This is a genomic window from Pedobacter sp. 05T44, assembly GCF_056395985.1.
The window spans coordinates 183,525-207,833 of record NZ_JBFTKO010000010.1; the positions used below are offsets into that span (position 1 = coordinate 183,525).

At 37.1% G+C, this 24,309-nt stretch carries 21 protein-coding genes; 8 read left to right on the forward strand and 13 right to left on the reverse strand.

Annotated elements, in window-relative coordinates; all coding sequences use genetic code 11:
• Positions 1-60: 60 nt before the first annotated feature.
• Complete coding sequence (locus tag AC1DDK_RS16580) at positions 61-684, forward strand: phosphatase PAP2-related protein (RefSeq protein ID WP_337716292.1); 624 nt, start codon at positions 61-63, stop codon at positions 682-684.
• Here AC1DDK_RS16580 and AC1DDK_RS16585 read toward each other — a convergent pair.
• Positions 678-1,961 carry a M16 family metallopeptidase gene (locus AC1DDK_RS16585; RefSeq protein WP_337716294.1) on the reverse strand — a complete coding sequence of 428 codons (1,284 nt, stop codon included), beginning with the start codon at positions 1,959-1,961 and terminating at the stop codon, positions 678-680. The two genes, AC1DDK_RS16580 and AC1DDK_RS16585, sit on opposite strands and share 7 nt — an antisense overlap.
• Positions 1,962-1,974: 13 nt before the next feature.
• On the reverse strand, positions 1,975-3,336 hold the full coding sequence (locus AC1DDK_RS16590) for a M16 family metallopeptidase (protein WP_172663039.1): 1,362 nt from the start codon (positions 3,334-3,336) through the stop codon (positions 1,975-1,977).
• Between the two features lie 138 nt (positions 3,337-3,474).
• Here AC1DDK_RS16590 and AC1DDK_RS16595 point away from each other — a divergent pair, with 138 nt between their 5' ends.
• Complete coding sequence (locus AC1DDK_RS16595; RefSeq protein ID WP_172663040.1) at positions 3,475-4,443, forward strand: phosphatidylinositol-specific phospholipase C; 969 nt, start codon at positions 3,475-3,477, stop codon at positions 4,441-4,443.
• 49 nt (positions 4,444-4,492) lie between these two features.
• Here the strand turns inward: AC1DDK_RS16595 and AC1DDK_RS16600 are convergent, their stop codons facing one another.
• The 3 genes from AC1DDK_RS16600 to AC1DDK_RS16610 form a co-directional block, all read right to left on the reverse strand.
• Positions 4,493-5,062 (reverse strand): porin family protein, encoded by a 570-nt coding sequence (locus AC1DDK_RS16600; protein ID WP_172663041.1) that lies wholly within the window; start codon positions 5,060-5,062, stop codon positions 4,493-4,495.
• A gap of 93 nt (positions 5,063-5,155) precedes the next feature.
• A complete protein-coding gene (locus AC1DDK_RS16605) occupies positions 5,156-5,491 on the reverse strand; it encodes a cupin domain-containing protein (RefSeq protein ID WP_288879390.1) in 336 nt (111 codons plus the stop codon).
• Positions 5,488-6,078, reverse strand: a complete 591-nt coding sequence (locus AC1DDK_RS16610; RefSeq protein WP_337716296.1) for a GNAT family N-acetyltransferase — start codon at positions 6,076-6,078, stop codon at positions 5,488-5,490. Before AC1DDK_RS16610 ends, AC1DDK_RS16605 begins: the two co-directional genes overlap by 4 nt.
• Before the next feature lie 213 nt (positions 6,079-6,291).
• Here AC1DDK_RS16610 and AC1DDK_RS16615 point away from each other — a divergent pair, with 213 nt between their 5' ends.
• Entirely contained in the window at positions 6,292-7,092 is an 801-nt protein-coding gene (locus AC1DDK_RS16615; protein WP_337716297.1) for a murein L,D-transpeptidase catalytic domain family protein, read from the forward strand.
• Between the two features lie 127 nt (positions 7,093-7,219).
• On the opposite strand, the gene AC1DDK_RS16620 is transcribed toward AC1DDK_RS16615, so the two are convergent.
• From AC1DDK_RS16620 to AC1DDK_RS16635, 4 genes are all read right to left on the reverse strand, one after another.
• Complete coding sequence (locus AC1DDK_RS16620; protein ID WP_172663045.1) at positions 7,220-8,629, reverse strand: TolC family protein; 1,410 nt, start codon at positions 8,627-8,629, stop codon at positions 7,220-7,222.
• A 32-nt stretch (positions 8,630-8,661) separates the two neighbouring features.
• Positions 8,662-11,859 (reverse strand): efflux RND transporter permease subunit, encoded by a 3,198-nt coding sequence (locus tag AC1DDK_RS16625; protein WP_172663046.1) that lies wholly within the window; start codon positions 11,857-11,859, stop codon positions 8,662-8,664.
• A 24-nt stretch (positions 11,860-11,883) separates the two neighbouring features.
• The gene (locus AC1DDK_RS16630; protein ID WP_172663047.1) at positions 11,884-13,008 is read right to left on the reverse strand and encodes an efflux RND transporter periplasmic adaptor subunit; all 1,125 of its coding nucleotides are present in this window, start codon (positions 13,006-13,008) and stop codon (positions 11,884-11,886) included.
• Positions 13,009-13,176: 168 nt separating this feature from the next.
• Positions 13,177-13,776, reverse strand: a complete 600-nt coding sequence (locus AC1DDK_RS16635) for a TetR/AcrR family transcriptional regulator (RefSeq protein WP_172663048.1) — start codon at positions 13,774-13,776, stop codon at positions 13,177-13,179.
• Positions 13,777-13,961: 185 nt separating this feature from the next.
• Between AC1DDK_RS16635 and AC1DDK_RS16640 the strand changes: the two genes are divergently transcribed.
• The 3 genes from AC1DDK_RS16640 to AC1DDK_RS16650 all read left to right on the forward strand — a co-directional run bounded on the left by AC1DDK_RS16640 (position 13,962) and on the right by AC1DDK_RS16650 (position 16,753).
• On the forward strand, positions 13,962-14,999 hold the full coding sequence (locus tag AC1DDK_RS16640; protein ID WP_337716299.1) for a LacI family DNA-binding transcriptional regulator: 1,038 nt from the start codon (positions 13,962-13,964) through the stop codon (positions 14,997-14,999).
• A 92-nt stretch (positions 15,000-15,091) separates the two neighbouring features.
• A complete protein-coding gene (locus AC1DDK_RS16645; RefSeq protein ID WP_172663050.1) occupies positions 15,092-16,087 on the forward strand; it encodes a sugar kinase in 996 nt (331 codons plus the stop codon).
• Positions 16,088-16,099: 12 nt separating this feature from the next.
• On the forward strand, positions 16,100-16,753 hold the full coding sequence (locus AC1DDK_RS16650) for a beta/alpha barrel domain-containing protein (RefSeq protein WP_172663051.1): 654 nt from the start codon (positions 16,100-16,102) through the stop codon (positions 16,751-16,753).
• Between the two features lie 41 nt (positions 16,754-16,794).
• Here the strand turns inward: AC1DDK_RS16650 and AC1DDK_RS16655 are convergent, their stop codons facing one another.
• The 3 genes from AC1DDK_RS16655 to AC1DDK_RS16665 all read right to left on the reverse strand — a co-directional run bounded on the left by AC1DDK_RS16655 (position 16,795) and on the right by AC1DDK_RS16665 (position 19,068).
• Entirely contained in the window at positions 16,795-17,124 is a 330-nt protein-coding gene (locus AC1DDK_RS16655) for a helix-turn-helix domain-containing protein (RefSeq protein WP_172663052.1), read from the reverse strand.
• Positions 17,125-17,374: 250 nt separating this feature from the next.
• Positions 17,375-17,584, reverse strand: a complete 210-nt coding sequence (locus AC1DDK_RS16660) for a hypothetical protein (RefSeq protein WP_048905274.1) — start codon at positions 17,582-17,584, stop codon at positions 17,375-17,377.
• Positions 17,585-17,715: 131 nt separating this feature from the next.
• Positions 17,716-19,068, reverse strand: a complete 1,353-nt coding sequence (locus tag AC1DDK_RS16665; protein WP_477612168.1) for a Gfo/Idh/MocA family protein — start codon at positions 19,066-19,068, stop codon at positions 17,716-17,718.
• A gap of 444 nt (positions 19,069-19,512) precedes the next feature.
• On the opposite strand from AC1DDK_RS16665, the gene AC1DDK_RS16670 reads away from it, so the two are divergent.
• Positions 19,513-20,532 (forward strand): LacI family DNA-binding transcriptional regulator, encoded by a 1,020-nt coding sequence (locus AC1DDK_RS16670; RefSeq protein WP_172663055.1) that lies wholly within the window; start codon positions 19,513-19,515, stop codon positions 20,530-20,532.
• A gap of 80 nt (positions 20,533-20,612) precedes the next feature.
• Positions 20,613-21,641 carry a phosphotransferase enzyme family protein gene (locus AC1DDK_RS16675; RefSeq protein ID WP_337716301.1) on the forward strand — a complete coding sequence of 343 codons (1,029 nt, stop codon included), beginning with the start codon at positions 20,613-20,615 and terminating at the stop codon, positions 21,639-21,641.
• Between the two features lie 13 nt (positions 21,642-21,654).
• Here AC1DDK_RS16675 and AC1DDK_RS16680 read toward each other — a convergent pair whose 3' ends face one another.
• The gene (locus AC1DDK_RS16680; RefSeq protein ID WP_337716303.1) at positions 21,655-24,300 is read right to left on the reverse strand and encodes an outer membrane beta-barrel protein; all 2,646 of its coding nucleotides are present in this window, start codon (positions 24,298-24,300) and stop codon (positions 21,655-21,657) included.
• Positions 24,301-24,309: the final 9 nt, after the last annotated feature.

The following is a 24,309-nucleotide window of genomic DNA, read 5'->3' on the forward strand; positions in this document are numbered from 1 at the left end:
TAGGGGGTAATTGAGACATACTTTTTTACGATTAGAAATAAACAAAACTTAGATTAAATAATGCATTCTAGACAATTCTCCTGGCAAATTGCATGGGAATATCCACCATTTAGGCTCAAACTTATACTAGGAACAATTATACTTATCGGAATATTATTGTTTATTCCACAGTTTTTTCACCATATAGAATCAAGAGAAGGTACGGTATTAAATGATTGGTTATTGAAAAAAATACCAGCCATTGATGTTTCACTGTATATATTTATTATACTTTATGCAATAATTATCCTGTTTCTGGTACGGATGTCCAGAAACACTTCTATTTGCCTAACAGCATTATGGACATTCATATTCTTATGCATTGCCCGCATTTTATCTATTACATTAGTACCGCTTAACGCTCCTACCGGCATCATTGAATTGGCAGACCCATGTTCTATTCTTTTTTACAGATCAAATGTAATCACCAAAGACCTTTTCTTTTCAGGCCATACTGCTACTTTAATTATAGGTGGTTTGTGCATGCAAAGCAAAAGAGATAAGCTCATATCTTTTATTGCTGCGGTAATTGTTGGGGGACTTCTGCTTGTTCAGCATGTACATTATACAGCTGACGTTATAGCTGCACCATTCTTTAGCTGGATCTGTTGGTATCTTGGGAAAACCGTAGCTAAAACCTATTGAAAGGCCTGCTTACCCAATTGTTCGTCGCCCAGATATAGCCATATTACACCTTTTGCATATTTCGCAAATGCTTTACCTATATCTTCAAGGGTTACTTTATTGATGTTATCCAGCATGTCTTCTTCCATCTTATATCCTCCCAGCACCTCAGCTTCTCCAAGATCGTCAACAATAGAGCTTGAGCTTTCCTGATGCCTGTAATACCGTAAACGATGGTCTTTTTTAATTCCATCAAGAAACGATTGACTGTAGCGACCACTTCTAATACTATTATAAACTGCTACCATTGCCTGAAAAGATTTTTTTGGTTGTGTTGTACTCACATACATAGATGTGTACGGCATCTGTTGCATTTTAATAGTAGCACCCGGTGCGTAAGACAGGCCTTGTTTTACACGCAGCTCATAATGTAAATTTCCGCTTAAAGCATTTATAGCAAGCATAAAAGGAGCATAATCGGGGCTGCTCATCACTGGAGCATTCATTACGCCACTTATGTAATTTGTTGCCAACTCTCGCTGTTCTGTCAATAAATGTTCTCCCTCGATCATTTTTTGGTTGTATACAGGTGGTGTATAAGGTTTAGCGGCAATCCCTTTAAACGACTCCCTGATCTTTTTTTCGAGTGCTTCTTTAGTTATTTTACCTGCAACAACTAAAAACATTTTGCTTCTATTTAAAAGCTGATTATGGTAATAATTAGAAACACTATCGGCTGTAAATCCATTAACAGTTAAATCTTTACCCTTTGGCTCCGTACTGTATTGACTACCATTAAATATGGCCTGCATAGACATCTGTTCAATCCGTGATTCAGGAGATGCATGAAGCTGATAAATACCAGAAATTATTTTTTCTTTGGTAGACTGGAATTCCGTTTTATCAAAAATCGGATTCGCTACAGCATCTGAGAACAACCTCCAACCTTGTTCAAAATACTTTGAAATACAGTCCATACTAATCGTTCCATAATCAGTTTCAGAAGAACCTCCTATATTTATTCCATATTCATCTGCCAATTCCTTGTAATCATCAACACTATAATTTTTTGTACCACAAGATGCAGCAGCAGCCAAAGCAAGGTTCTCTATTCCCGCCTGCTCAGGTTTGTAATTCATCACCCCTCCTCTAAAATACATGCTCATGCTTATGGTTTCTTTTTGAGTGGGCCTTAAAATTACTTTTAAGCCATTCACATCAAACGACACAGCCTTGGTCTGGGATTTAGCCGAAAAAAGGAATAAAATAAAAATGAAGGCTAATATATATGGTTTCATCAGTTTAAATATTTTATTTGAAGAATTCTTGAGGTTTTACAGCGTCAACACTGCTTTTATTGATAATCATTCCGGCACAAAAGGGTTTACCTTTAATGTATTTCCTAACGTAATTAAGTAAATCTGCCCTAGTTATCTTATTCAGGTTTTCTTCATAATGAGTATAATAATCAACCGAAGCCGATGCCCACCAGAAAGAAAGCAAATGAGCATAATCTGAAGTTACTTCCCTACGTTCAACCTGAGATATAGAAAGTAATCGTTTTGCACGTTCTATTTGAACCTCCGAAAGATAATCCTCTTCATCCCACAAAGCAATCTGTTTTAGCACCTCCTCGTAGCATTCTTTAATTTTCGCAGGATTTGGACTTACCATAAAGCTAATAGGACCTGTATATTTCTGAGTATAATAATTTACACTTGCTTCTTGCGCTAGCCCCGAATTGATTAAAGCTTTCTTCAACTTTGATCCATTTTGGTTTACAATAAATGAAAATACATCTGCAGCATAAGTACCTGGTATATCATTGCGTGTGTCTGGTCCATGCCAACTAAAAAGCATATATGGAACAGGCATCTTGGTTGATTCTATGATATAATAATCATTTTTAGCAAGTGGTTTGAATTCCGGAATGGGCCACTTTTTAAAAGGATCAAAAGGCGATGCTTTCCAGCTTCCAAATATGTCTTCAGCACTGTTAAAAGCCTCGTCTACCTTTACATCGCCTGCAATTACCAATACAGAATTGTTTGGCCAGTAATACTTATTCTTTATAGAATCCATTTTTGATGGCGTGGCCGATAAAATCACATCATGATTTCCAATCACGTTCTTTCTCGAATAATTCTCTCCCCACATATGTTTCTTGTCGGCATCAATCAATGGATAAAGCGGACTCGACTCTTGCCTGGTAAACTCAGCATTTACAATTTCATTTTCCATTGCCATATCTTCCTTAATAAATATAGGATAGCGAATGGCAGAATTCATGAATTTTAAACCAGGTTTTAAATTTGCCGAAGGAAGGGTAAAATAATAATTTACAACCTCTTCTCTTGTGTTGGCATTTGAAGTAATTTCCAATTCATTACTTCTCTTATTGAAGCTCTCAAAATTTGGATAATCTTTATTCGCTTTAAAGAAGAGGTGTTCATAAAGGTGGCTTAATCCATTGTAATCATCAGACTCTGTAAATGACCCATTTCTGCATGCCATTTCAATCGTAGCAAGGGGAACAGTATTGTCTACAACTACTAATATTTCAAGCCCGTTCGGCAGCTTTCTGAAATACATATTTTCCGCTAGCTTCTGTTGCGAAAAAACAGAAATACAGCTCATTACGAGCACTACCGCAAGCAAAAGTTTAGAGCGCATATAGTTAAAATTGATATACCTAATTGTTTATACAAATACGTGTAAATCTTTTAATTTAACAAATAATTTTATGCCTTTTTCTCAATCTGATTTTTTCTTATATTGTAATTAATCAATTAACCAAATTAATCCCTAAGTATGAACAATTTTAAACTTCAATTTCCCCTAATTGTTGCGGGAATCCTTGCGTTCACTTCGTGCAAAAAGCAGGAACAAGAAAGATTACAATCTAAAGCCACACAGGAAACATCGGTAGCCCCTTCACTCTTATTAACTTACACCATGAGCAATTGGATGGGTTCCCTGCCAGATGCAACCAATGTAGCCCAGCTCTCTATCCCCGGAACACATGATTCCGGAGCAAGAACTGAACCAGTTGGCGGCACGGCTAAATGTCAGAATCTAAGCATTGCAGATCAGTTAACGGCCGGAGTCAGGTATCTAGATATCAGATGCAGACACATTGGCGATGCATTTGCTATCCATCACGGTTCAATCTATCAAAACTTAAACTTTAATGATGTGCTGAATGCGTGTATCGGTTTCCTGAATAGTAATCCAACTGAAACCATTATTATGAGTGTAAAAGAAGAATATGATCCTAGTAATAATACCAGAAGTTTTGAACAGACCTTTGATTCTTATGTAAACCAAAATCCTTCGAAATGGGATTTGGGCGATGGTGTTCCTACTTTAGGAGCTGTTCGTGGTAAAATAAAGCTACTAAGAAGATTTGGAGCTGGTACCACGAAGGGTATCGATGCTACCAACTGGGCAGACAACACCACTTTTAGTATTAACAATTCAGCAGCGAACCTTAAAATACAAGATTATTATAATGTAAGCGATGTAAATACCAAATGGTCGAACATTGAAACGCTTTTAAATGAGGCACATAATGATACTTCGAATAGGTTGTATCTGAATTATAGCAGCGGTTATAAAGCACTTATATTTGGTATCCCGAGCATAACTACCGTATCTAACTCGGTAAATCCTAAAATCAATACCTTCTTTACAAATAATACGCATGGAAAGTATGGCATTATTCCAATGGATTTTGTTGATGCAACCCGAAGTCAGTTAATAGTTAATACTAATTTTTAATGGAAGAGTCGTCATCCTGAATTTATTTCAGAATGACGACCCTACCTTTTTAAAATATCTTAAATCCTACTGAAAGGTTAAATATCCCGGTTTTTTCATCAAGACCTTTATTAATCTTTGTCAACCCTCTGCTATATCTGGCATCAATAGTCAAGCTACCTATATCAACACCGGCATTTACTACACCGCCGGCAGTAAACTTCTTATAATCAAACTCGGTTGGCCCTGCAGCTTTGTTTAAAGAATAGCTTAAATCCGGTCCAGCAGAAATTCTAAAATTCAATGCTTCCGTATTGATAAGCTTATAACCAACCATCAAAGGAATATTAACCTGTTTAAATTTAGGACTGTAAACTTTAGAATTGTAAGTATACTCACTTTTAAATGCAGTGTAATTTACCTCAGGTTGAAAATACAAAGCATCTCCAACCCTAGCAAAAACACCAATATTATAACCGGCTTTACCTTCCTTTTCTTTTACTTCTTTGAAACTCGTTGGAAGCGTTGCATAATTGATACCTGCTTTCAACCCAAAATTAACTCCTGATTGCTGCGCTTTTACCGAACCAATGCTTACCATGATTATTGCAATCATTAAATAGAACTTGTTTGTTTTCATACTTTCTGTGTTAGAATAATTTTTTAATTATTTGTGATTTGAAAGTATGACAACAGAAGTAACATTTACCCCCACGCGCCTCAAAAAATATTTTTAAAGAAAATCTTCCCGATGAGGTGTAAACGCATCAATTAGCATTCCTGCCTCCAAACAAACACAACCATGAATTACATGTGGTGGCACGTAATAACCATCTCCTTTTCTTATGATACGCACTTCTTCACCAATGGTCATCTCAAAAGCACCGCTATCTACATAAGTTACCTGAGTATGATGATGCTCATGCAAATCGCCTACAGCACCCACTTCAAATTTCGCTTTTACAAGCATAATCCGGTCATCATATCCAAAAACCTGTCTTTTAATTCCATTACCCAAATCCTCCCATGAGGTTTCGTTTTCTATCTGAAATAGGTTGCTTTGTATCATAATTTATCTTCAAGTTTTTGTCTTAATGTGTGTTCCCATTCTTTTTTTAACATGCTTAAAACAATCGTGTCTCTTCTGCTTCCGTCTAAACGGATAACACTACTTCTTAAAATACCTTCCACAGTACACCCAACACTCTTCATAGCAGCCACGCTTCTTACGTTAGTCGTATCTGCAGCAAATTCTACCCGTTCAAAGCCATTATTAAAAGCAAAATCAAACAGCAAATACTTACAGTGTTTGTTTAACCCTGTCCCATGAAATTGTTGCCCGTACCAGGTATAGCCCAGATTCAGATTATGCTGATTAAGCTTTATATCATAAAATCTCGATGATCCGGCGTAAGCATTTGTTCTTTTGTCAATAATAACAAATGGGTATTCCTTTTTAGCTTTTCTTCCTTCAATAGCCAATAGCAGATATTTTTTTAGATCTTCTTCAGTATCCCCTTTTTGTGTAGCAAAGCTCCATATATCAGGCTGATGAGCAAATTGGAGTAAACATTCTATATCACCTTCCTTTAAAGGTCTAAGAAGCGCGATTTCATCTTCTAAAACATGGTTTGCAGTAAAATCAAAGTCGATCATTTTATGCTTTTTATACGGGCTAAATATTGGCAAATGTATGAATTTGAGGATTGATTTTGATTGAATTATTAAGTCACACAAGGGTAATAGAATCATTTTCAATACGTTAAACCAAATATATTTTTAGTATGTTTGAAATATCTAAAGGACTGTATTTGAAAAAACACTAACAAATTAGCGCATTATTTAATAATAACACGAGAGTTAAAGTTTATGACGAAATGCATTTTGGGGGGAGTATCGATGTTAGCGCTCAGCCTTTCTTTATCAATTTTTAATGGGACACATAGGGAACCATCAACGCCGGTAATTGTTGAAAAAATAACTGAAGACAGTTTATACGACAATCACGTAAACACTATTTATAATGAAATAAACCTCGAATACACAGGTTTAAGTCGTTCTGTGTTTGAAAAAGCACTTACTGGTTTCTATAATCTAAAAAAATCCGGACAAGTTTCGGAGGATAAGTCTATCCTTTCAATAGCTGATTTTGATAAAAACAGTACTGAAAAAAGACTTTGGATCATTGACCTTAATAAAAAGAAACTAATTTTGAATACCTGGGTAGCTCACGGGCAACGTAGCGGAGCTGATAAAGCCACCCGCTTTTCAAACTCTAATGATTCTTTTCAAAGTAGTATAGGCTTTTACCTTACTGCAGAGATCTATCGTGGACAACATGGTCGTTCACTACGCCTGGATGGTATGGATGAAGGTTTCAACTCCAATGCCCGCAGAAGATCTATTGTAGTACATGGAGCAGATTATGTTAGTCAGGGAACTATCAATGCTTTAGGAAGGCTTGGACGCAGTCAGGGTTGCCCTGCAGTACCTAGCGAGCTGTCGGATTTGGTGATCAATACTATTGAAGGAAAAACCGTATTATTTATAAATGTTACCGATCAGAGATATACGTCAATATATCTGGATGAGCATATGGCTGCTGCCTTTGCCAATAATTTTAATCAGAAAGATTCAACCAGCTATCAGGATTCTGCATTGAATATTTAAGGGAATAACATCATAGCTTTAAATTAAAACACCCGTCATCCCGAGTACCGAGAGACCTCTTGTTCCTGCTAGTTCAAGAGACCTCTCCTGTTGTCGAGATGACGGGTGTTATATAATTACGATAGTCTTATATTCCTCCACCAAGCGAACGATACAGCTCAACCGAAGCATTCAATTGCGCAGTTTTTATCGCTGCCAATTCAAGTTCACTTTGCAACGAGTTACTTTGAGCAGTAATTACCTCTAAATAGGTAGCCATTCCATTTCTAAACAATAGATTCGCATTTTTTACTGCCTCTTGTAAAGTAGTTACTCTTTTAGAAGAAATATCATACTGAAGTTTTAGTTTTTCTAGTTTAACCAATTCATCAGACACTTCACCTACAGCATTAAGTACAGATTGTCTAAATTCAAGCACTACTTTTTCGCGATCTATTTTAGCAAGTTCGTACTGGCTTTTCAATTGTCTGCGTTGAAATATAGGTTGAGTAAGTCCACCTCCAACTACACCAAATAATGATGCAGGAATATTAAACCAGTTACTAGCTTTAAACGAGTTCAAACCTCCACTTGCAGTGATGCTTAAAGATGGATACATGCTTGCTTTAGCAATCCCAACCTTTGCATTAGCAATGTTTAAAGACAATTCGGCACTTTTTACGTCAGGTCTTCTGCTAACCATTGAAGAAGGTACACCTGATGAGAGTTGCGAAGGAATATTTGTCTTTTCTAAACTTGCCAAACGCTCAACAGCACCAGGCAACTGACCAGTCAAAATGCGCAATGCATTTTCCTGAATGGTGATATTTTGTTCCAGTTCCGGAATCAATTGTGCAGCTACCAGTTGCTGAGCTTCTGCTTGTTGTATAGCCAAAGAAGTTACCTGTCCGGCATCAAACTGCATATGTATAATGCGCAATGTACTATCGTTTAACAAAAGATTCTTTTTAGCCACAGCCATCTGAGCATCCATCATTAGTAACCTGTAATAACCTTGAGCAACGTTAGCCACTACCCTAGTTTGGATAGCTTTCCTTGCTTCTGATGTTTGAAGATATGTTGCAAGGGCAGCTTGTTTCTGGCCTTTTATTTTACCCCAGATATCGGCTTCCCATGCCAAACCCACGTTTGCATTATAATCTTGAATAACCTTGGTTTTCAAAAACTGACCGGCACTTAATCCATTCAAACTATTATTAGATGGACGATTAGCATTAGCAGTAACCTGTAACGTTAATTCCGGGATATTGCCAAGCTTTGATTGTTTAAACAGCACCTCTGCCGATTCAATATTTTTCAAAGCGATCTGCATATCGTAATTCCTTAATAATGCAGTGTCTATCAATCGTTGTACTCCCTCTTCTGTAAAGAAATTCTTTACAGACACATTGCCAATACTAGTGGTATCGCTACTACTGGCATTCCTAAAATTCTCAGGAATTGCAGCTTTCGGTATGGCTACATCTTTAGAAACTTTACATCCGGCCAGCACTACTAAAACTAAGAGTGGGGCCAGTGTATTTATATACTTTTTCATTAGTATCTATTTTTTAAAATTTGTTATTTACCTTACGAATAGATGATTTCTGATTCTGGTTTTACCTTAACACCATTTGCATCCTGAGCGTCAGTAAGCACAGCTGGTTTACTTGATACCTTTTCCTGCAGATGCTGGAAAATCACAAATAGAACCGGAATAAGGAACAATCCAAGAATAACTCCTGAAAGCATCCCTCCTGCAGCACCAATACTTATAGAGTGGTTACCTTGTGCCGATGGCCCTGTTGCAATACTCATTGGGAACAAACCTACAACGAAAGCTAACGAAGTCATTAGAATAGGACGTAACCTTAGTTTTGCTGCCTCTATTGCCGCACTTACCAAAGTAAGACCTGCCTTTCTTCGCTGTACCGCAAACTCCACAATCAAAATGGCATTCTTGGCGAGCAAACCAATGAGCATGATCAGCGCTACCTGTACATAGATGTTATTTTCTATACCGGTTAAACCTATTACAACAAACACACCCAATACTCCGGTAGGAATAGACAGTATTACTGCTAATGGTAAAATATAGCTTTCATACTGCGCTGCCAACAAGAAATATACGAACACTAAACAAAGTATAAATACAACTGTCGATTGCCCGTTTGATGAAATCTCTTCTCTGGTTTGTCCAGAGAACTCAAATCCATATCCGGCAGGTAATTGTTCTTTAGCTACCTCTTGTATTGCATTGATCGCATCACCAGAACTAAATCCTGGTTTAGGGATGGCGTTCACCTGAATAGAGTTAAACAAGTTATAACGTGATGCAGTTTCTGAGCCATAAACACGGGTTAATTTAACCAACGTTTTTATTGGCACCATCTCTCCTGTTTTATTTTTAACAAAAACTCTGTCTATAGCAGTCGGGTCTGCCCTATCAGCAATGTCAGCCTGAACCAACACACGGTAATACTTACCAAAGCGGTTAAAATCTGATGCCTGGGCACTACCAAAATAAGCTTGCATAGTTTGCAAAATATCACGAACATTCACACCCAGCTGATTTGCTTTCTCGTCGTTTACTTCGAGTTGTAATTGAGGATAATCTGCTTTAAAAGTGGTAAATGCAACGGCAATTTCTTTACGTTTCATTAATTCACCAATAAAACCGTTGGCTATACCACTGAATTTATCAAGCTTACCACCTGTTTTATCTTGTAGTACAAGATCCAATGCCTCCACGTTACTAAAACCAGGAACTGTAGGGAAACTAAATACGAAGAAACTACCGCCACTTATGGCACCTAATTTACCTCTTATCACGTTCATAATTTCATTAATATCTTGCACCTTGCCTCTCTCTTTAGTTGGTTTTAACAACACAAACACAACTGCCGAAGATGGACTTGTTGATGAAGTAAGCAAGTTAAAACCTGTAATAGAGGTAACAAATCTTGATGCATCTAAAGCACCCAATTCAGCCTCAGCCTGTTTCATTACTTTAGAAGTACCATCTAACGAAGTACCAGAAGGCGTATTTACGGCAATAGCCACAAACCCCTGATCCTCTGTTGGAATGAACCCGGTAGGTGTTCTTTGTACCATCCATACGGTAGCCAAAATAATAATGGCCAAACCAATAATACTAACTGCTTTATTTTTGATCAGGAATTTCAAACCGCCTACATACCTGTCTGTCATAGCATTAAAGCTTCTGTTAAACCCAGCAAAGAATTTTTCTTTAAATCCTTTTTTGGGCTCATCAGGATGATCTGCATGATTATCTTTCAAGAACAATGCAGCCAATGCCGGACTCAATGTTAAGGCGTTGATAGCTGATATAATAATCGCGGTAGCCATTGTAAAGGCAAATTGTCTGTAAAATACCCCTGTTGAACCTTCAAGGAAACCTACAGGTAAAAATACAGCCGACATCACCAATGTAATTGATATAATGGCACCACTAATTTCGTGCATCGCTTCGGCTGTGGCCTGTTTAGCACCGATGCGCTTATGCTCCATCTTGGCATGGACAGCCTCGACGACCACAATGGCATCATCCACCACAATACCAATAGCCAGTACAAGAGCGAACAGCGTTAATAAGTTAATGGAGAACCCAAACAGCTGCATAAAGAAGAAGGTACCCAAAATAGCTACTGGAACCGCAATAGCAGGAATCAACGTTGATCTAAAGTCCTGAAGGAAGATAAACACAACGATAAACACCAAAATGAACGCTTCAATAAGTGTATGCTGTACCTGTTCAATTGATTGATCCAGTGCAACTTTTGTACTGTAAAAAATATTGTGTTTAACACCTTTTGGAAAATCTTTAGCAGCTTTTTCCATTAATTTGTTTATCTGAATCTGGATCTCATTAGCATTTGAACCTGCTAATTGGATAATACCCAGAACAACTCCTTTTTTACCGTTTAAGCGGGTTAAACTGTTGTATGAATATGCACCAAACTCTACTCTTCCTACATCTTTTAAGCGAAGTGTAGAACCATCTTCATTTGCGCGGATAGCAATGTTTTCATATTCCTCAGGTTTTGTCAGCTTGCCTTTATATTTAATAACGTACTCAAAAACCTCATTACTTCTTTCACCAAAACGACCTGGTGCTGCTTCCAAACTTTTATCTTGTATTGCAGCCATTACCTCATTAGGAGTAATATGGTAAGTAGCCATTTGAGTAGGATTAAGCCAGATACGCATAGAGTAATCTTTTACTCCGCCAAATATGCTTGCCGAACCAACACCCGGAATCCTTTTGATCTCAGGAATAATATTGATTTGTGCATAGTTGGCTACGAATGTCTGATCGTATTTAGATTCATCTTCGGTATACATACCAATAGCCATGATAAAGCTATTTTGTTGTTTGGCAGTAATGATACCTTGCTGTACAACCTCAGTTGGCAGCTGACTTGTTGCCTGTGCCACACGATTTTGTACGTTTACAGCAGCCTGATCCGGATCCGTTCCAAGCTTAAAGTAAACAGTGATAGCCAATGTACCATCATTACTAGCTGTTGAGCTCATGTAGCTCATATTTTCAACACCGTTGATAGACTCTTCTAGCGATGGTGCAACCGAACGTAATACGGTTTCTGCATTGGCGCCGGGGTAGTTAGCAGTTACCAGTACTGATGGTGGCGCAATGTCTGGAAACTGCTGTAACGGCAATTTGGTAAGGCTTAGCACACCCAGTATCACCAATAATATGGAGATTACTGTAGCTAATACGGGCCTTTGTATAAAAATTTTGAACATGACAGTTAATGTTTAATTGGGTAATTAGTTTTTAGCAACTTTATCGGTTGCTTTTTGTGGTGCAATCACTGCACCTTCTTGTAAGCGGTCAAGTCCGCTTAACACAATCTGATCGCCGGCTTTAACACCGTCTTTTACCAGATAATTAGTACCTGTTTTACCGATTACGCTGATGGCTTGTTTTTTAACCTTATTGCTATCAGCAAGTGCAAATACAAAGATTTTATCCTGCACCTCTATAGTTGCCGATTGAGGAACTACAAGGGTATTAGTATGTTGCAGGCTCAGGCGAATTCTGCCTGTATTTCCCGACCTCAATAAGCCCTGAGGGTTAGCAAACTTTGCTCTAACAGTAATTGCTCCGGTGTTTTTATCAAACTGACCGTCAATCACGTCAACTCGTCCTTTTGTGCCGTATTCGCTATCATCAGCTAAAATTAATGCTACTGCAGGAAGTTGCTTAAGCTTATCATTTAAGGTTTGACCAGGGTATTGATCTTTGAAGTTTACAAAGTCTTTTTCGCCAAGGGCGAAATAAACATGAACATCATGCACATCCGACAATTGAGTTAAGGCATCTACATCTGTAGGACCAACAAGACTTCCTTGTTTTTTAACTAATCTGCCAATATAACCGCTAACAGGTGCCTTAATTAAGGTATATCCCAAGTTTATAGAAGCGGTAGAAACATTTGCTTTTGCTTGCTCAATGTTCGCTTTAGCAACAAGTGCAGTAGCTTTAGCAGATTTCAATTGAAAATCAGAGATTACTTTGTTTTGTACTAACGGCGTTAAACGCTCAACTTCTAACTGGGCATTTATTAAACTTGCTTCAGCTGAATGCTGAGCTGCAAGGGCATTGTTTAGCGAGGCTCTGTACGGCTGTTCATTTATTTTAAAGATAGGCTGACCAGCTTTTACAAAAGCACCTTCGTCAACATATACTTTTTCTAAGGTGCCACTAACTTGTGGTCTAACTTCAACATTAACAGATCCTTCGATAGATGCAGGGTACTCTTGGTAAGTTGTTTCTGTGCCAGAAACAACACTGGCAACAGGTAAAGCAGGCGGTGCAGGTGCTACTGCCTGCGGGGCTTTATTGGAACAGGCCAATAAAAACATAGCGGAAAATATAAGTATTGATTTCATAACGTAAGATTGTTTAACAGTGTTAAATAATTGTGAATTAGGGAGGTAGTATTTCATAACATGATAGATTAAAAGGTTTGGCGTATAACGGTTGTAAGCCGTTTAACGGCGTTAAGTAATTGTTAAAAAATGAGGCTATTTAGCCTTTGAGTTTATTCGTATTGGGTATTATTCGTTTATATATTTTATGATTCCTCTGATGGCATCCTTTAGAATACGCTGATTCATCTCTGCATCACGGCCCTTGTTTACAAGGTTAATAGAAATTAAACCGTGAATAATAGACCAGAAAGTATAGAACTTTCTGCAAACAAAATCCTCAGACGGATTCTTTAATGTGATCACTTTTTCTATTACATCATAGATCAGATCATCAGAAAGCTCTGCCTCCGGCATCTTTTTCTTCAGCTCACAACAGTTCATATCTACACCATACATCAGTTGGTAAAGCTCTTTATACTTGAATGCAAAATTCCAGTACGCAACCCACATTGCCTCTAACTGACTCTCAGGCGTATCGTGTTTATCTCTTGCTGTTCTAACCTCCCCTGCCAGGATAATGTATCCTTTACGGGTCAGTTCAAGTAATATTCCTTCTTTATTAGCAAAGTATTCATAAATAATTGGGGCAGTGTACTCAATCTTATCTGCAATCTTTCTCATACTTAAAGCCTGCCATCCCTCATCCTTCACTATGTCTAAGGCAGCATCAAGGATATTGAGTCGTGTCTCCTCTTTTAGTCTTGCTATGCGCTCTTTACTTCCCATCGTATTATTTATATTGGTGTGTAAATAATTTAACACCGTTAAGCAAATGTATAAACAGTTATTATTATAAGTGTAATCCATTTGTCAAATACGAATTAAGGGCTTAAAAAAAATAAAAAAAAGTATCTTTACCTTATTGAACTATAATAATTGCAAATTCGCCCTTGCACCAAATAGAGATCAGCATGAACAATAGCGTTACCTTAAAAGACATTGCAAAAGCGCTCAATTTATCTATTTCTACAATATCTAAGTCTTTAAACGACAGTTATGAGATTAGTATAGATACCAAACAAAAGGTATTGGAATATGCTCAAAAGCATCACTATTCGCCAAATCGTTTAGCCAAAGGACTTAAGGAAGGAAAAAGCAGATCTATTGGCGTAGTAGTATGTTCATTAGATAACAATGTAATTGCACAGATGTTGGATGGTATCGATACTGTTAGCTCAGATAATTCTTACCAGATCATTATCATGCAGAGCAAAGAATCTGAAAAGCAAGAAGCTGCATGTATTGAATTACTCTACTCCGGAGGAGTCGATGGTATATTGATCTCCCCTGCTTGCGAAACCGTTGATTTCAGTTACTTACGCTCTTTACAGGAGGCTGGCTTACCTATTGTTCTTTTTGATAGGCTTAGCGATCAGATAAATACGCATAAAGTTGGGGCCGATAATTTTCAAGGCGCCTACGATGCCACAATGCACCTCATAAAGAGCGGCTATAAAAATATAGCCCACCTAAATACCAATACCACCCTAAGTATAGCTACCGAACGCCTAAATGGCTATAAACAAGCATTAAAAGACAGCAACATTGCCTACCGACCAGAATTGCTAAGGTCTTGCGATTATTCCGATACTCAGAAGCTAAATTCAGATCTTGAAGAAGCAATTCTATATTTCATGAATCTATCTGATAAGCCTGATGCCATTTTTACCGCTACCGATCAGATCAGCACCAGATGCCTTGCCCGGCTCAACAAACTTGGTTATCACATTCCTGATGATATCGCTTTAATTGGATTTACCAACACAGATCTCGCCGAAGCATTAAGCCCGGCTTTAAGCACAGTACATCAACCTGCTTTTGAAATGGGACAATTAGCTGCAAAAAAACTAATTTCCTTAATAGAAAGAAAAGATCAGGATCCTGAGTACGAAACCGTAATGCTCGAAACCTATATTAAAGCAAGAGCATCTACTCAAAGCAAACATTAAAATTCACGAAATCGTTTGCGTTTTTATATATTAACCACCCTGATATTTTTAACTGGTTAACCTGTATAATTGTATATTGAATAACTAAAACTATGCAGAATAAAGAAAACATATTGGTATTTGGCGAACTGCTTTTAAGGTTCAGTTCCACAGAAGATCAATTTATTTCTAAAAATCATACCGTTGCTTTATTTCCAGGAGGCTCCGAAGCAAATGTTTCGGCCTCCTTAGGTCAATGGAAATTACCGGTCTCTTATTTAACTTGTGCTCCCGACAATGCACTAACAACAAATGCTTTGCAATACCTTTCGGAATTAGGAGTCAATACTTCTAAAACCATCCTGGAAGGTAACAGACTTGGCCTATACTTTTTACTATCAGCTAATGGATTAACCAGCGGCCAGGTAGTGTACGACAGAAAGTTTTCTTCATTCAGCTCAATTAAACCCGGGGTGATAGATTGGGAAAAGGTATTAGATGGATACACCTGGTTTCACTGGACCGCCCTTACCCCTGCTTTAAACGAAAATACGGCAGCTGTTTGTAAAGAAGTCCTGGCTGCAGCAAGAAAAAAAGGCATAACCATCTCGGTCGATTTGAATTATAGAAATAGACTTTGGGATTATGGCAAACAACCCATAGAGGTAATGCCAGAACTAATTCAGTATTGCGATGTAATAATGGGTAACATCTGGGCAGCCAATAAAATGCTGGGAACAAGTGTTAGCGACCATCTAAACCGCCAAACCACAGCTCAGGAATACTTTACCCACTCAGAAGCATCAGCTAAAGAAATTTTTAAACTATTCCCTCAGTGCAAACACATCGCCAATACCTTCCGTTTTATGGATAATCCAAAACATAACCTGTTTTACGGAACCTATCATACACCAGAAAGCAATTACATTTCCCCAATCCGCGAAACTAATGAAGTTGTAGATAGAATTGGAAGTGGAGATGCTTTTATGGCCGGGCTCATATACGGTCTAACCAACAATGAAGATGGACAGGAAATCATCAACAAGGCAACAAACGCTGGTTATCAAAAGCTCTTTGTTAAAGGAGATTTTGGTGATGGAACTCTTTAAAAAACATTAAAAATGAATGCAATAACCAATACATTAGAAATTATAGGCAAATACCCTGTTATCCCGGTTTATTATCATGAAGATAAAGACACCTGTATAAATGTTCTTAAAGCCAGCTACGCCGGAGGCATCAGGGTTTTTGAGTTTACCAACAGGGGCGAATATGCTCCTGAAAATTTCAAAGCCATGCTGGAATATAGAAATGCTCATTTTCCGGATCTTAAATTAGGTATAGGTACCATAAAAACTGTAGCACAGGCCGATCAGTACATTAGTATTGGTGCCGATTTTATAGTTAGTCCAATTGTGAAAGAGGATATAGCTAAACTAGCATTTTCAAATGGGCTGCTTTGGGTGCCCGGCTGTATGACACCTACAGAAATCAACTTTGCCGAAGAGCTTGGCGCTTCATTAGTTAAGCTTTTTCCTGGCGACACGCTTGGCCCAGGCTTTTTAAAGGCTATAAAACCATTGTTTCCTGGCTTAAAATTTATGCCAACCGGCGGTGTTGATGTAAATAAAGAAAATATTGATAGCTGGTTAAATGCGGGGGTTACTGCTTTAGGATTTGGTTCCAAGCTATTTCAAGCCCCTCAGGATGCAACAGATTTTAACTGGTTAACCGAACGGTGCGTTGCATTACTTAAACTTGTAAACAAAGGATAGCAACATCCTTGTTTACAAGTTTAAAGATATTCTTAGTTGATTTATTTCTTTTGTTCATCCTTGTCATACAAGTCAATTAGTTTACTTTGTAACCTAATTACTGCATTTTCAAGCTCGCTCACCTTTTCTTTTAACTGCTTTATCAACTGCGTTTGCTCATTAACCCCTTCCTCTCCAACATCCAGTAACTCCCTTAAAGTTAAATTGTGTACTTCAGCTATCTGATTAATTCTGCTGAAGTTCGGATCTGTGATACTTGTTTCAAGCTTTGAATACGCCGGAATAGATATCTCTAACAAGTCGGCCATCGCTTTTTGGTTGACTCCCTTTTTCTGACGTAAAATTCTAAATTTCTCCCCTAATGTTTTCATAATCAATAATTTTAAAAACGCCCCCTAGTTTTAATTGAAATAAATTTAAGAATTATTAAATAAAATATTATGATATTAATATAATATTTTTATAATATTTATTCGACCAGATTTTTCGTTATTAAATTTTATAAAATAATGGAGTTACATTTCCTCTGCTGAAATCATCGGGTACAGTATTATACGCAAAAAACACTTGCTAAAACGCTTAAAGCAAATAAAACAAACTGATAACTAAACAGATAGCTAATTATCTTTTGTTTTGTCTGAAAATAAAAGCTGCCAACATTACAGCAACTGCTAAACCAGAAAATCCGGGAAATAAAATAAATAAATACAAAAGACCACAAACTGCAGCAATTGCCACCATAAACAATACACCTTGTAGTGGGGTATCCATTTTAAATGCTGCAATTAAAGCTAAGATTAGAAAGGCTAAAGCCAGAATATTTAAAAACATATACAAAGATGAGTTTTCAATGTTAAGTTAATGTTAACAAAATTCGATTTTGAAATATTCAAAATAAAAAAAGCCCCTATAATTGCTTATAGAGACTTCCAACACTAACTATTTACTAATTCTAACTAAAATTAATATTCATCATTTAAAGCAAAAACACGCTTTCTATGCATCCATTTGCCACTTGTAAAATCAGGGAAATCTACAGTTTGGTTTCCAAGCTCAATAGATTGTTCGCTTAAAGGCGTAATTGCGCTCCATGCTGTTGCATCATAAACATCTAATGGAGTAGCTGTATTGCGTTTAATAGACTCAATAAAGGCGTGGATCACAAAGAAATCCATACCACCATGGCCTGCACCTTGCGCATCGTTTCCGTATTTTTTCCAAAGTGGATGATCATATTTATCTAACCATTGATCTGCCGGATCCCATTGGTGAGGTTTACTTACACCTTCAACATAAACACCTTTGTTTACATCCATCCATAAACCTTTTGTACCCTGAACCCTAAAGCCCAATGAATATGGCCTAGGCAGGTTGGTATCGTGCTGCAGAATTAAAGTTTCACCGTTGGCACAATCAATGGTTGTGGTAACAATATCACCTAAACGGAAATTTACTTTCGCATTTGGATGCTCAGCCCCACCCTTTTCTACAATATAATTATGCAAACCTCTGGACTTGGTGGCAAAAGAGTTAAGCTTCAAAAATCTGTTTCCACGGTTTATATCAATGTAATTGGCAATTGGGCCAATACCATGCGTTGGATATAAATCTCCATTTCTATGTACAGAGTGATTTGTTCTCCATTTTGCTTCAGAGAAACCTTTCTCATTAAACTCAACACCACCGCCGTAAGGTTTTACCCCATCATTGAATTTAACCTCGCGTAAATCATGCTGATAACCTCCTTGAAGATGAAGAATCTCGCCAAATAAGCCTTGTCTAACCATATTTAATGCTGCCAGAACATCCCTTCTGTAACATACGTTTTCGAGCATCATTACATGAGCATTGTTTTTTTCAGCAGCATGAACTACATCCCAATGGTCTTGTAATGTTATTCCCAAAATAACCTCGGTAGCTACATATTTAATACCCGCTTCAATAGAAGTGATAATCATTTCCTTATGTAATTCCCATGGAGTAGCAATTAATACCGACTGCAATCCTTTGGTTTCTAACATTTTCTTCCAGGCATTATCATCACCTGTAAAAATCTTAGGCATTGGTTTTCCACTCTTTGCAATCATTGCCTTAGCCGTGTTAAGCATTCTTGGCTCCACATCGCAAATGGCTACTAAATCTACATCATCTCTCTTTAATAGTAAATCAAGGTGATTTTGACCACGTAAGCCTACACCAATTATTGCTATTTTAACCTTATCTGCCTTTGAGCTGGCAAACAATGGGTTCTCTGGCAAAATAGTAACAGCTGCTGCAGTTAGCCCTGAGTTTCTAACAAATTCTCTTCTGTTCATAATTTATTTAGTTCTTTTCTACGTTTTGGTTAGCTAATTTATTTTATCTCCCTTAACTAACTTGGAGAATCATGACACAAGGTATAGACTATATCATCAATCACTAAATCAAAAACAGGAAAAAAACACGCAAACGTTTGATATTTTGTCATTATCGGCTTTTTTAAAAGGAACCAATAAAAATTATCCGGCCACGACTATATAATTGAGCCATATTTCTCAAAAACTCTTAATTTTAAATCTTTTTTAAAAAATTAAGGACCTTTTACGTGTTTAGCTACTGTTTTAGCAACATATACCCATCACTTACCGGTGGTTATATTAAATATTTAACAGGCAAACGTTTGCGTGAATTTATGCGTATATTGGTCTAAATCAATTAATAAAACAGTTTTTTATTAAAATTGTAAGGTTATTCAAAGTTTATTATAATATTTGGCCCTAATGTCTGATAAACCAACAACTATAAAAGAAATTGCTAAAATCCTAAAGATTTCGGTATCAACCGTATCAAGAGCATTAAACGATCATTCAAGCATTGGATTAACCACCAAAATGCGTGTTAAAAAACTTGCTTCAGAGCTCAACTATGAGCCCAACCAAAAAGCAATCCAATTTTTACACGGAAAATCCTTTATCATTGGAGTTATTTTACCGGAACTATCAGAATCATTCTTTTCAACCGCTATAAGTGGCATAGAAGATATCGCTTACAAAAGAAATTATACTGTGTTATTGGCTCAGTCGCATGACGATGCCGAAAGAGAAAAGCTTCTTGTTGAAAAAATGAAAACCCAAAGAGTTGATGGGTTGCTTGTTTCTGTTTCAAAAACGACAAGTACCTATGAGCATTTTGAGATATTTAAAAGATTAAACATCCCAGTAGTATTTTTTGACCGTATCCCTCCTATTAAAGATATACATTACGTTGCCTCTAATTTAGAAACCGGAACATACGAAGCTGTCAATTTCCTATTAAAAAAAGGCCACCGTACCATTGGCATGATAAATGGCCCTAACACACTGGTCGCCAGTCACGAAAGAAAAGAAGGGTATATCAAGGCAATGCTATCAAATCGTTTAAAATTTGATCCAACGCTAATCATCAACTCAGATCTAACAGAAGCAGGAACAATTGAAGTGATGGACAACATGCTCAATCACCGAAGAAAACCTACTGCCATAGTAACATTTAACGACTATGTGGCACTCTTTGCCATCAGATATACCCGTTCGCTTAACTTAAACGGAATTGATTTTGTTAGTTATGCAAACCTGCCTATTATCAACTACATGGACTATACCCCTATAGCCTCAGTTGAGCAATTCCCCTACAAACAAGGGAAAAAAGCGGCCGATATTCTTATCGACCTTATAAACAAGCCTAAAAACGAGTCAGGAGCAGATCAAGCCTACTTTAATGTCGTTGTAGAGTCAGTTCTTGTTGTAAATGATCCTAAGTAATTTTGCGCAACCGTTTGCACACCAGTTTAATAAACTGAATTAGTTAGGTTTGGGTAAACAATCAAAATTCTATTAAGCGCATGTTCGAAAATATTTTACCATTGTATGGGCTCAACTCTGATAAAGCTACAGTAAAACTATTTGGCGATGGGTTAATTAACCATACTTGGAAAGTAACTACAGATACCCAAAACTATATATTACAAAAAGTAAATAACGAGGTATTTAAAATGCCTAAAGATATTGACAGGAATATCTCATTGATTAAACAATATTTAGATGTCGAATATCCTAACTATTTGTTTGTTTCGCCTGTAAGCGATTTAAATGGGCATTCTCTTTTAGATACCGCTAACGGTTATTTTAGATTGTTTCCTTTTATTGAGGGTTCAACCTCGCTTAATTCGTTAACCAATAAGGAAGAGGCTTACGAGGCTGCAAAACAATTTGGTAAGTTCTCCAGAATCCTTGCCGGATTTGATGCTACACAATTAGGAATTACCATCCCCGATTTCCATAACCTAAAATTAAGATACAGTCAGTTCCAGATCGCCTGCAAAAACGCATCTGAAGAAAGATTGGAAAAAGCTAAAGACAGCATCACCTTTATTACAGAGCACAAGGGAATTGTTGATACTTATATCAATATCGTTGCTAACAACGAAATACCATTAAGGGTAATACATCACGATACCAAAATAAACAACGTATTATTCGATAAAAAGAACAATGGCTTATGTGTTATAGATCTTGACACCGTAATGCCCGGTTACTTTATCAGTGATGTTGGTGATATGATGAGAACCTATCTAGCTGAAGCCAGCGAAGAAGAAACAGATCTATCAAAAATCAGCATCAGAAAAGAATTCTATACCGCTATCTACGATGGCTACATGGAAGAAATGAAAGATGTATTAACGGAAACCGAAAAGCAGTATTTTACTTATTCAGGTAAGTTCATTATTTACATGCAGGCAATCCGGTTCTTAGCCGACTACCTACAAAACGACATCTATTACGGTGCAAAATATGAGGGACACAACTTTAATAGGGCACTTAATCAGATTCAGCTTTTAAAAGAATACATAAAATTAGAAGGAGAGCTATAACTCTCCTTTTTAGTTACTTAGGAAAGTTTTCTAAGTTCATTGAAAATGTAGCCATAAAATATCTGGTTATTTGCTTGCTCCTGTTCTCAATTATCATATTACCAGAAACGGCCCTGAACAAATTATTTCCCTGATTCAGCAGATCATAAGCTCTAAGATTTACTGACGCCCTATTGTTCTTAAAAAACGACTTAAAAACACTTGCATTAATCAATAAAGGATTATTAGCACCAGACGTGTAACCACTGGTAAAATTCTTGGAAGCATCAATTGAGGTATTAAATGATTTGCGGATTTTAAATACCAGATTCATATTAAAGTTCCAGCTTTCCAGATTTTGAGGTTTAAAATTGGCAATGGTATAATTGTTTTCACTATAAGAATAAGAAGCTCCAGCGCTGCCAGATAACGATTTCAATTCCATATTCACCCCTATATTCTGAAAGAAATTAAGTCCCTTATTGTTATTTTTCACATTATCAGTAAAAATTACTGAATTATTGAGCCCTATATTTCCACCTATTGAAACCATATACTTACGGTTGCCAAAAGGTAAACCGATTGTATAATTGCTATTAATATTATAATTACCATTCACATTCACATACCGAGTTTCCTGCTTTAAGCTATTTAAAGTATCCTTAATCAGGATAGTATTGCTTACCACCTCATTCTGTGTGGTACTGGCATTTACACCAATCTGCAATGCCTTTCCGCTGGTAATTCCAAACAAGCTATAACTAACATTTGCATTATGGTTGAATGACGTTTTCAATTCTGGATTACCAATAATCACATTCTGCAAGTTCCTGGTATCGGGCACAGGCTGCAGCTGATCAAACCTTGGCGCATTACTACTCCCGCTATAATTCATATTTACCGATTGCGTTTTAGAAATAACATAGCTAAAGTTTCCAGATGGAGATGAATTGAATGTCTTTTGATTAATCTTATCGGTTCTGCCCTCATAACTACCCGTCAAAATGCTTGGTTGCAATGTAAAACCAATTCCATAGTTAATCTTAGATGAATTATACCTATAACCTCCCCTAATGTTCTGATTGATAAACATTGAGGTATAAGCATTACTTAAAGAATCAATAAAGCTTATTTTACCATTTATATCTTTAACCCGTGTTTCTAATTCATTATTGTTAGAACTCACACTAAATGAATAAGAAAACTCTATACTTTTCTGTATGGTATCCTTCGGATTACCCAATGTCCTGGAATAGTTAAAACCCGCATTTATTGCCCTGTCTCCATTTCTGGTTTTAACCAACCGGTTTAATAAAGAGTCCTTAACCTTTTCATTTGTATCCTTATCATAATAATCGATATCAGTAAGAATATCCTGATTCCCTTTACTACCACCTGCCCGGCCAGAAAAATTAAGTGATGCTCTCCCCTTTTTATCTTTACCCCCCAAACCCAGACTCACATTTATATTTACATTTGGGCTATTCTGTTTCGAAGTGCTGCTGGTAAATAAATCCTGACGGATTACTCCAGTCTGCAAAGATGATGAAGTATTCTCTGAATTATTGTTTGACAACCCTGCATCTAAATTACCAGCAAAAAACTTACCTGTTTCCTCGCTGTTAAGCCCTAAATTTAAATTATGATTACCATTCCCCGCATTAAACTTATCCTCATTAACACTATTTATAGTTCCCAAACTATTAGCGCTTTGAATATTGTTAAAATTTGTACCACCATAAGTGCCATTACCCATGTTATAACCAGATCTTAAGTAAAGTTTTTTGCCGATTTTATCAGAAAAACTCGCTGCGCCATTAGCACTGTTATTGACCTGGGCATCATTACTTGTATTATTAAAAGAACCACCACCACTCATCTGCTTACGCCCCTTCCAGACATTAGCATTCCCGTTTAAACCGTAACTATTACTTGTTGCAGCGCTGGTACTAACGTTTGCAAATGTCCCCTTATCTCTCCCTGGTTTGGTAACCAGATTTAATATCTTTCTAGGCTGTCCCACTTTTATTCCGGTAAAATTAGCTTCATCGCCATAGTCATCAATTACCTGAACGTGAGAAAATATGCTCGATGGCAATTTTTTAATGAACTCAGCAACATTACTGGTAAAAAAATCCTTGCCATTTACCCTAAGTCTGGTAAGTTCCTTACCCATCGAGGTAACCTTTCCATCGTCCTTTACCACCATACCAGGGAACTGCTTTAACAGATCCTCTACATAATCGCCTTCTCTTATCACAAACGCTTCTGTATTGTATTCAATGGTATCTTTCATTACCCTTATGGGAGTGATTTTGCCCTTAATCACCACCTCATCAAGCATATTAGACTCTGTTTTGAGTATAATATTGCCAAGGTCAACCTGTTTTTGTTTGTCAAGAAAGGTAACGATTGAAGCATATGGCTTGTAACCAATACTGCGGACCAACAGGTCTGAACTCTGAGTTGAAATATTGGAAATAGAAAAATCCCCCTCCTTATCGGCAATTACAGTCAACGTATCTTTGCCTGTAATTACCCTAATGTAGGATCCGGGTATTCCCTGGTTGGTACTGTCTTTTACACTACCTTTAATTGTACGTTTTATTTGCGCTGTTAATTCTTGGCTGGAGAGCGTACAAATAAATACAAGTAAAAGGATAATTCTCTGAGCGTTCAAATTACTTAC

Coding starts and splice junctions, on each gene's coding strand:
- AC1DDK_RS16585 (WP_337716294.1), bottom strand. CDS start 1,961: ATGAAACCATATATATTAGCCTTCATTTTTATTTTATTCCTTTTTTCG.
- AC1DDK_RS16630 (WP_172663047.1), bottom strand. CDS start 13,008: ATGAAATCAATACTTATATTTTCCGCTATGTTTTTATTGGCCTGTTCC.
- AC1DDK_RS16675 (WP_337716301.1), top strand. CDS start 20,613: ATGTTCGAAAATATTTTACCATTGTATGGGCTCAACTCTGATAAAGCT.
- AC1DDK_RS16655 (WP_172663052.1), bottom strand. CDS start 17,124: ATGAAAACATTAGGGGAGAAATTTAGAATTTTACGTCAGAAAAAGGGA.
- AC1DDK_RS16625 (WP_172663046.1), bottom strand. CDS start 11,859: ATGTTCAAAATTTTTATACAAAGGCCCGTATTAGCTACAGTAATCTCC.
- AC1DDK_RS16670 (WP_172663055.1), top strand. CDS start 19,513: ATGTCTGATAAACCAACAACTATAAAAGAAATTGCTAAAATCCTAAAG.
- AC1DDK_RS16620 (WP_172663045.1), bottom strand. CDS start 8,629: ATGAAAAAGTATATAAATACACTGGCCCCACTCTTAGTTTTAGTAGTG.
- AC1DDK_RS16650 (WP_172663051.1), top strand. CDS start 16,100: ATGAATGCAATAACCAATACATTAGAAATTATAGGCAAATACCCTGTT.
- AC1DDK_RS16645 (WP_172663050.1), top strand. CDS start 15,092: ATGCAGAATAAAGAAAACATATTGGTATTTGGCGAACTGCTTTTAAGG.
- AC1DDK_RS16595 (WP_172663040.1), top strand. CDS start 3,475: ATGAACAATTTTAAACTTCAATTTCCCCTAATTGTTGCGGGAATCCTT.
- AC1DDK_RS16660 (WP_048905274.1), bottom strand. CDS start 17,584: ATGTTTTTAAATATTCTGGCTTTAGCCTTTCTAATCTTAGCTTTAATT.
- AC1DDK_RS16665 (WP_477612168.1), bottom strand. CDS start 19,068: ATGAACAGAAGAGAATTTGTTAGAAACTCAGGGCTAACTGCAGCAGCT.
- AC1DDK_RS16640 (WP_337716299.1), top strand. CDS start 13,962: ATGAACAATAGCGTTACCTTAAAAGACATTGCAAAAGCGCTCAATTTA.
- AC1DDK_RS16635 (WP_172663048.1), bottom strand. CDS start 13,776: ATGGGAAGTAAAGAGCGCATAGCAAGACTAAAAGAGGAGACACGACTC.
- AC1DDK_RS16600 (WP_172663041.1), bottom strand. CDS start 5,062: ATGAAAACAAACAAGTTCTATTTAATGATTGCAATAATCATGGTAAGC.
- AC1DDK_RS16615 (WP_337716297.1), top strand. CDS start 6,292: ATGACGAAATGCATTTTGGGGGGAGTATCGATGTTAGCGCTCAGCCTT.
- AC1DDK_RS16580 (WP_337716292.1), top strand. CDS start 61: ATGCATTCTAGACAATTCTCCTGGCAAATTGCATGGGAATATCCACCA.
- AC1DDK_RS16590 (WP_172663039.1), bottom strand. CDS start 3,336: ATGCGCTCTAAACTTTTGCTTGCGGTAGTGCTCGTAATGAGCTGTATT.
- AC1DDK_RS16605 (WP_288879390.1), bottom strand. CDS start 5,491: ATGATACAAAGCAACCTATTTCAGATAGAAAACGAAACCTCATGGGAG.
- AC1DDK_RS16610 (WP_337716296.1), bottom strand. CDS start 6,078: ATGATCGACTTTGATTTTACTGCAAACCATGTTTTAGAAGATGAAATC.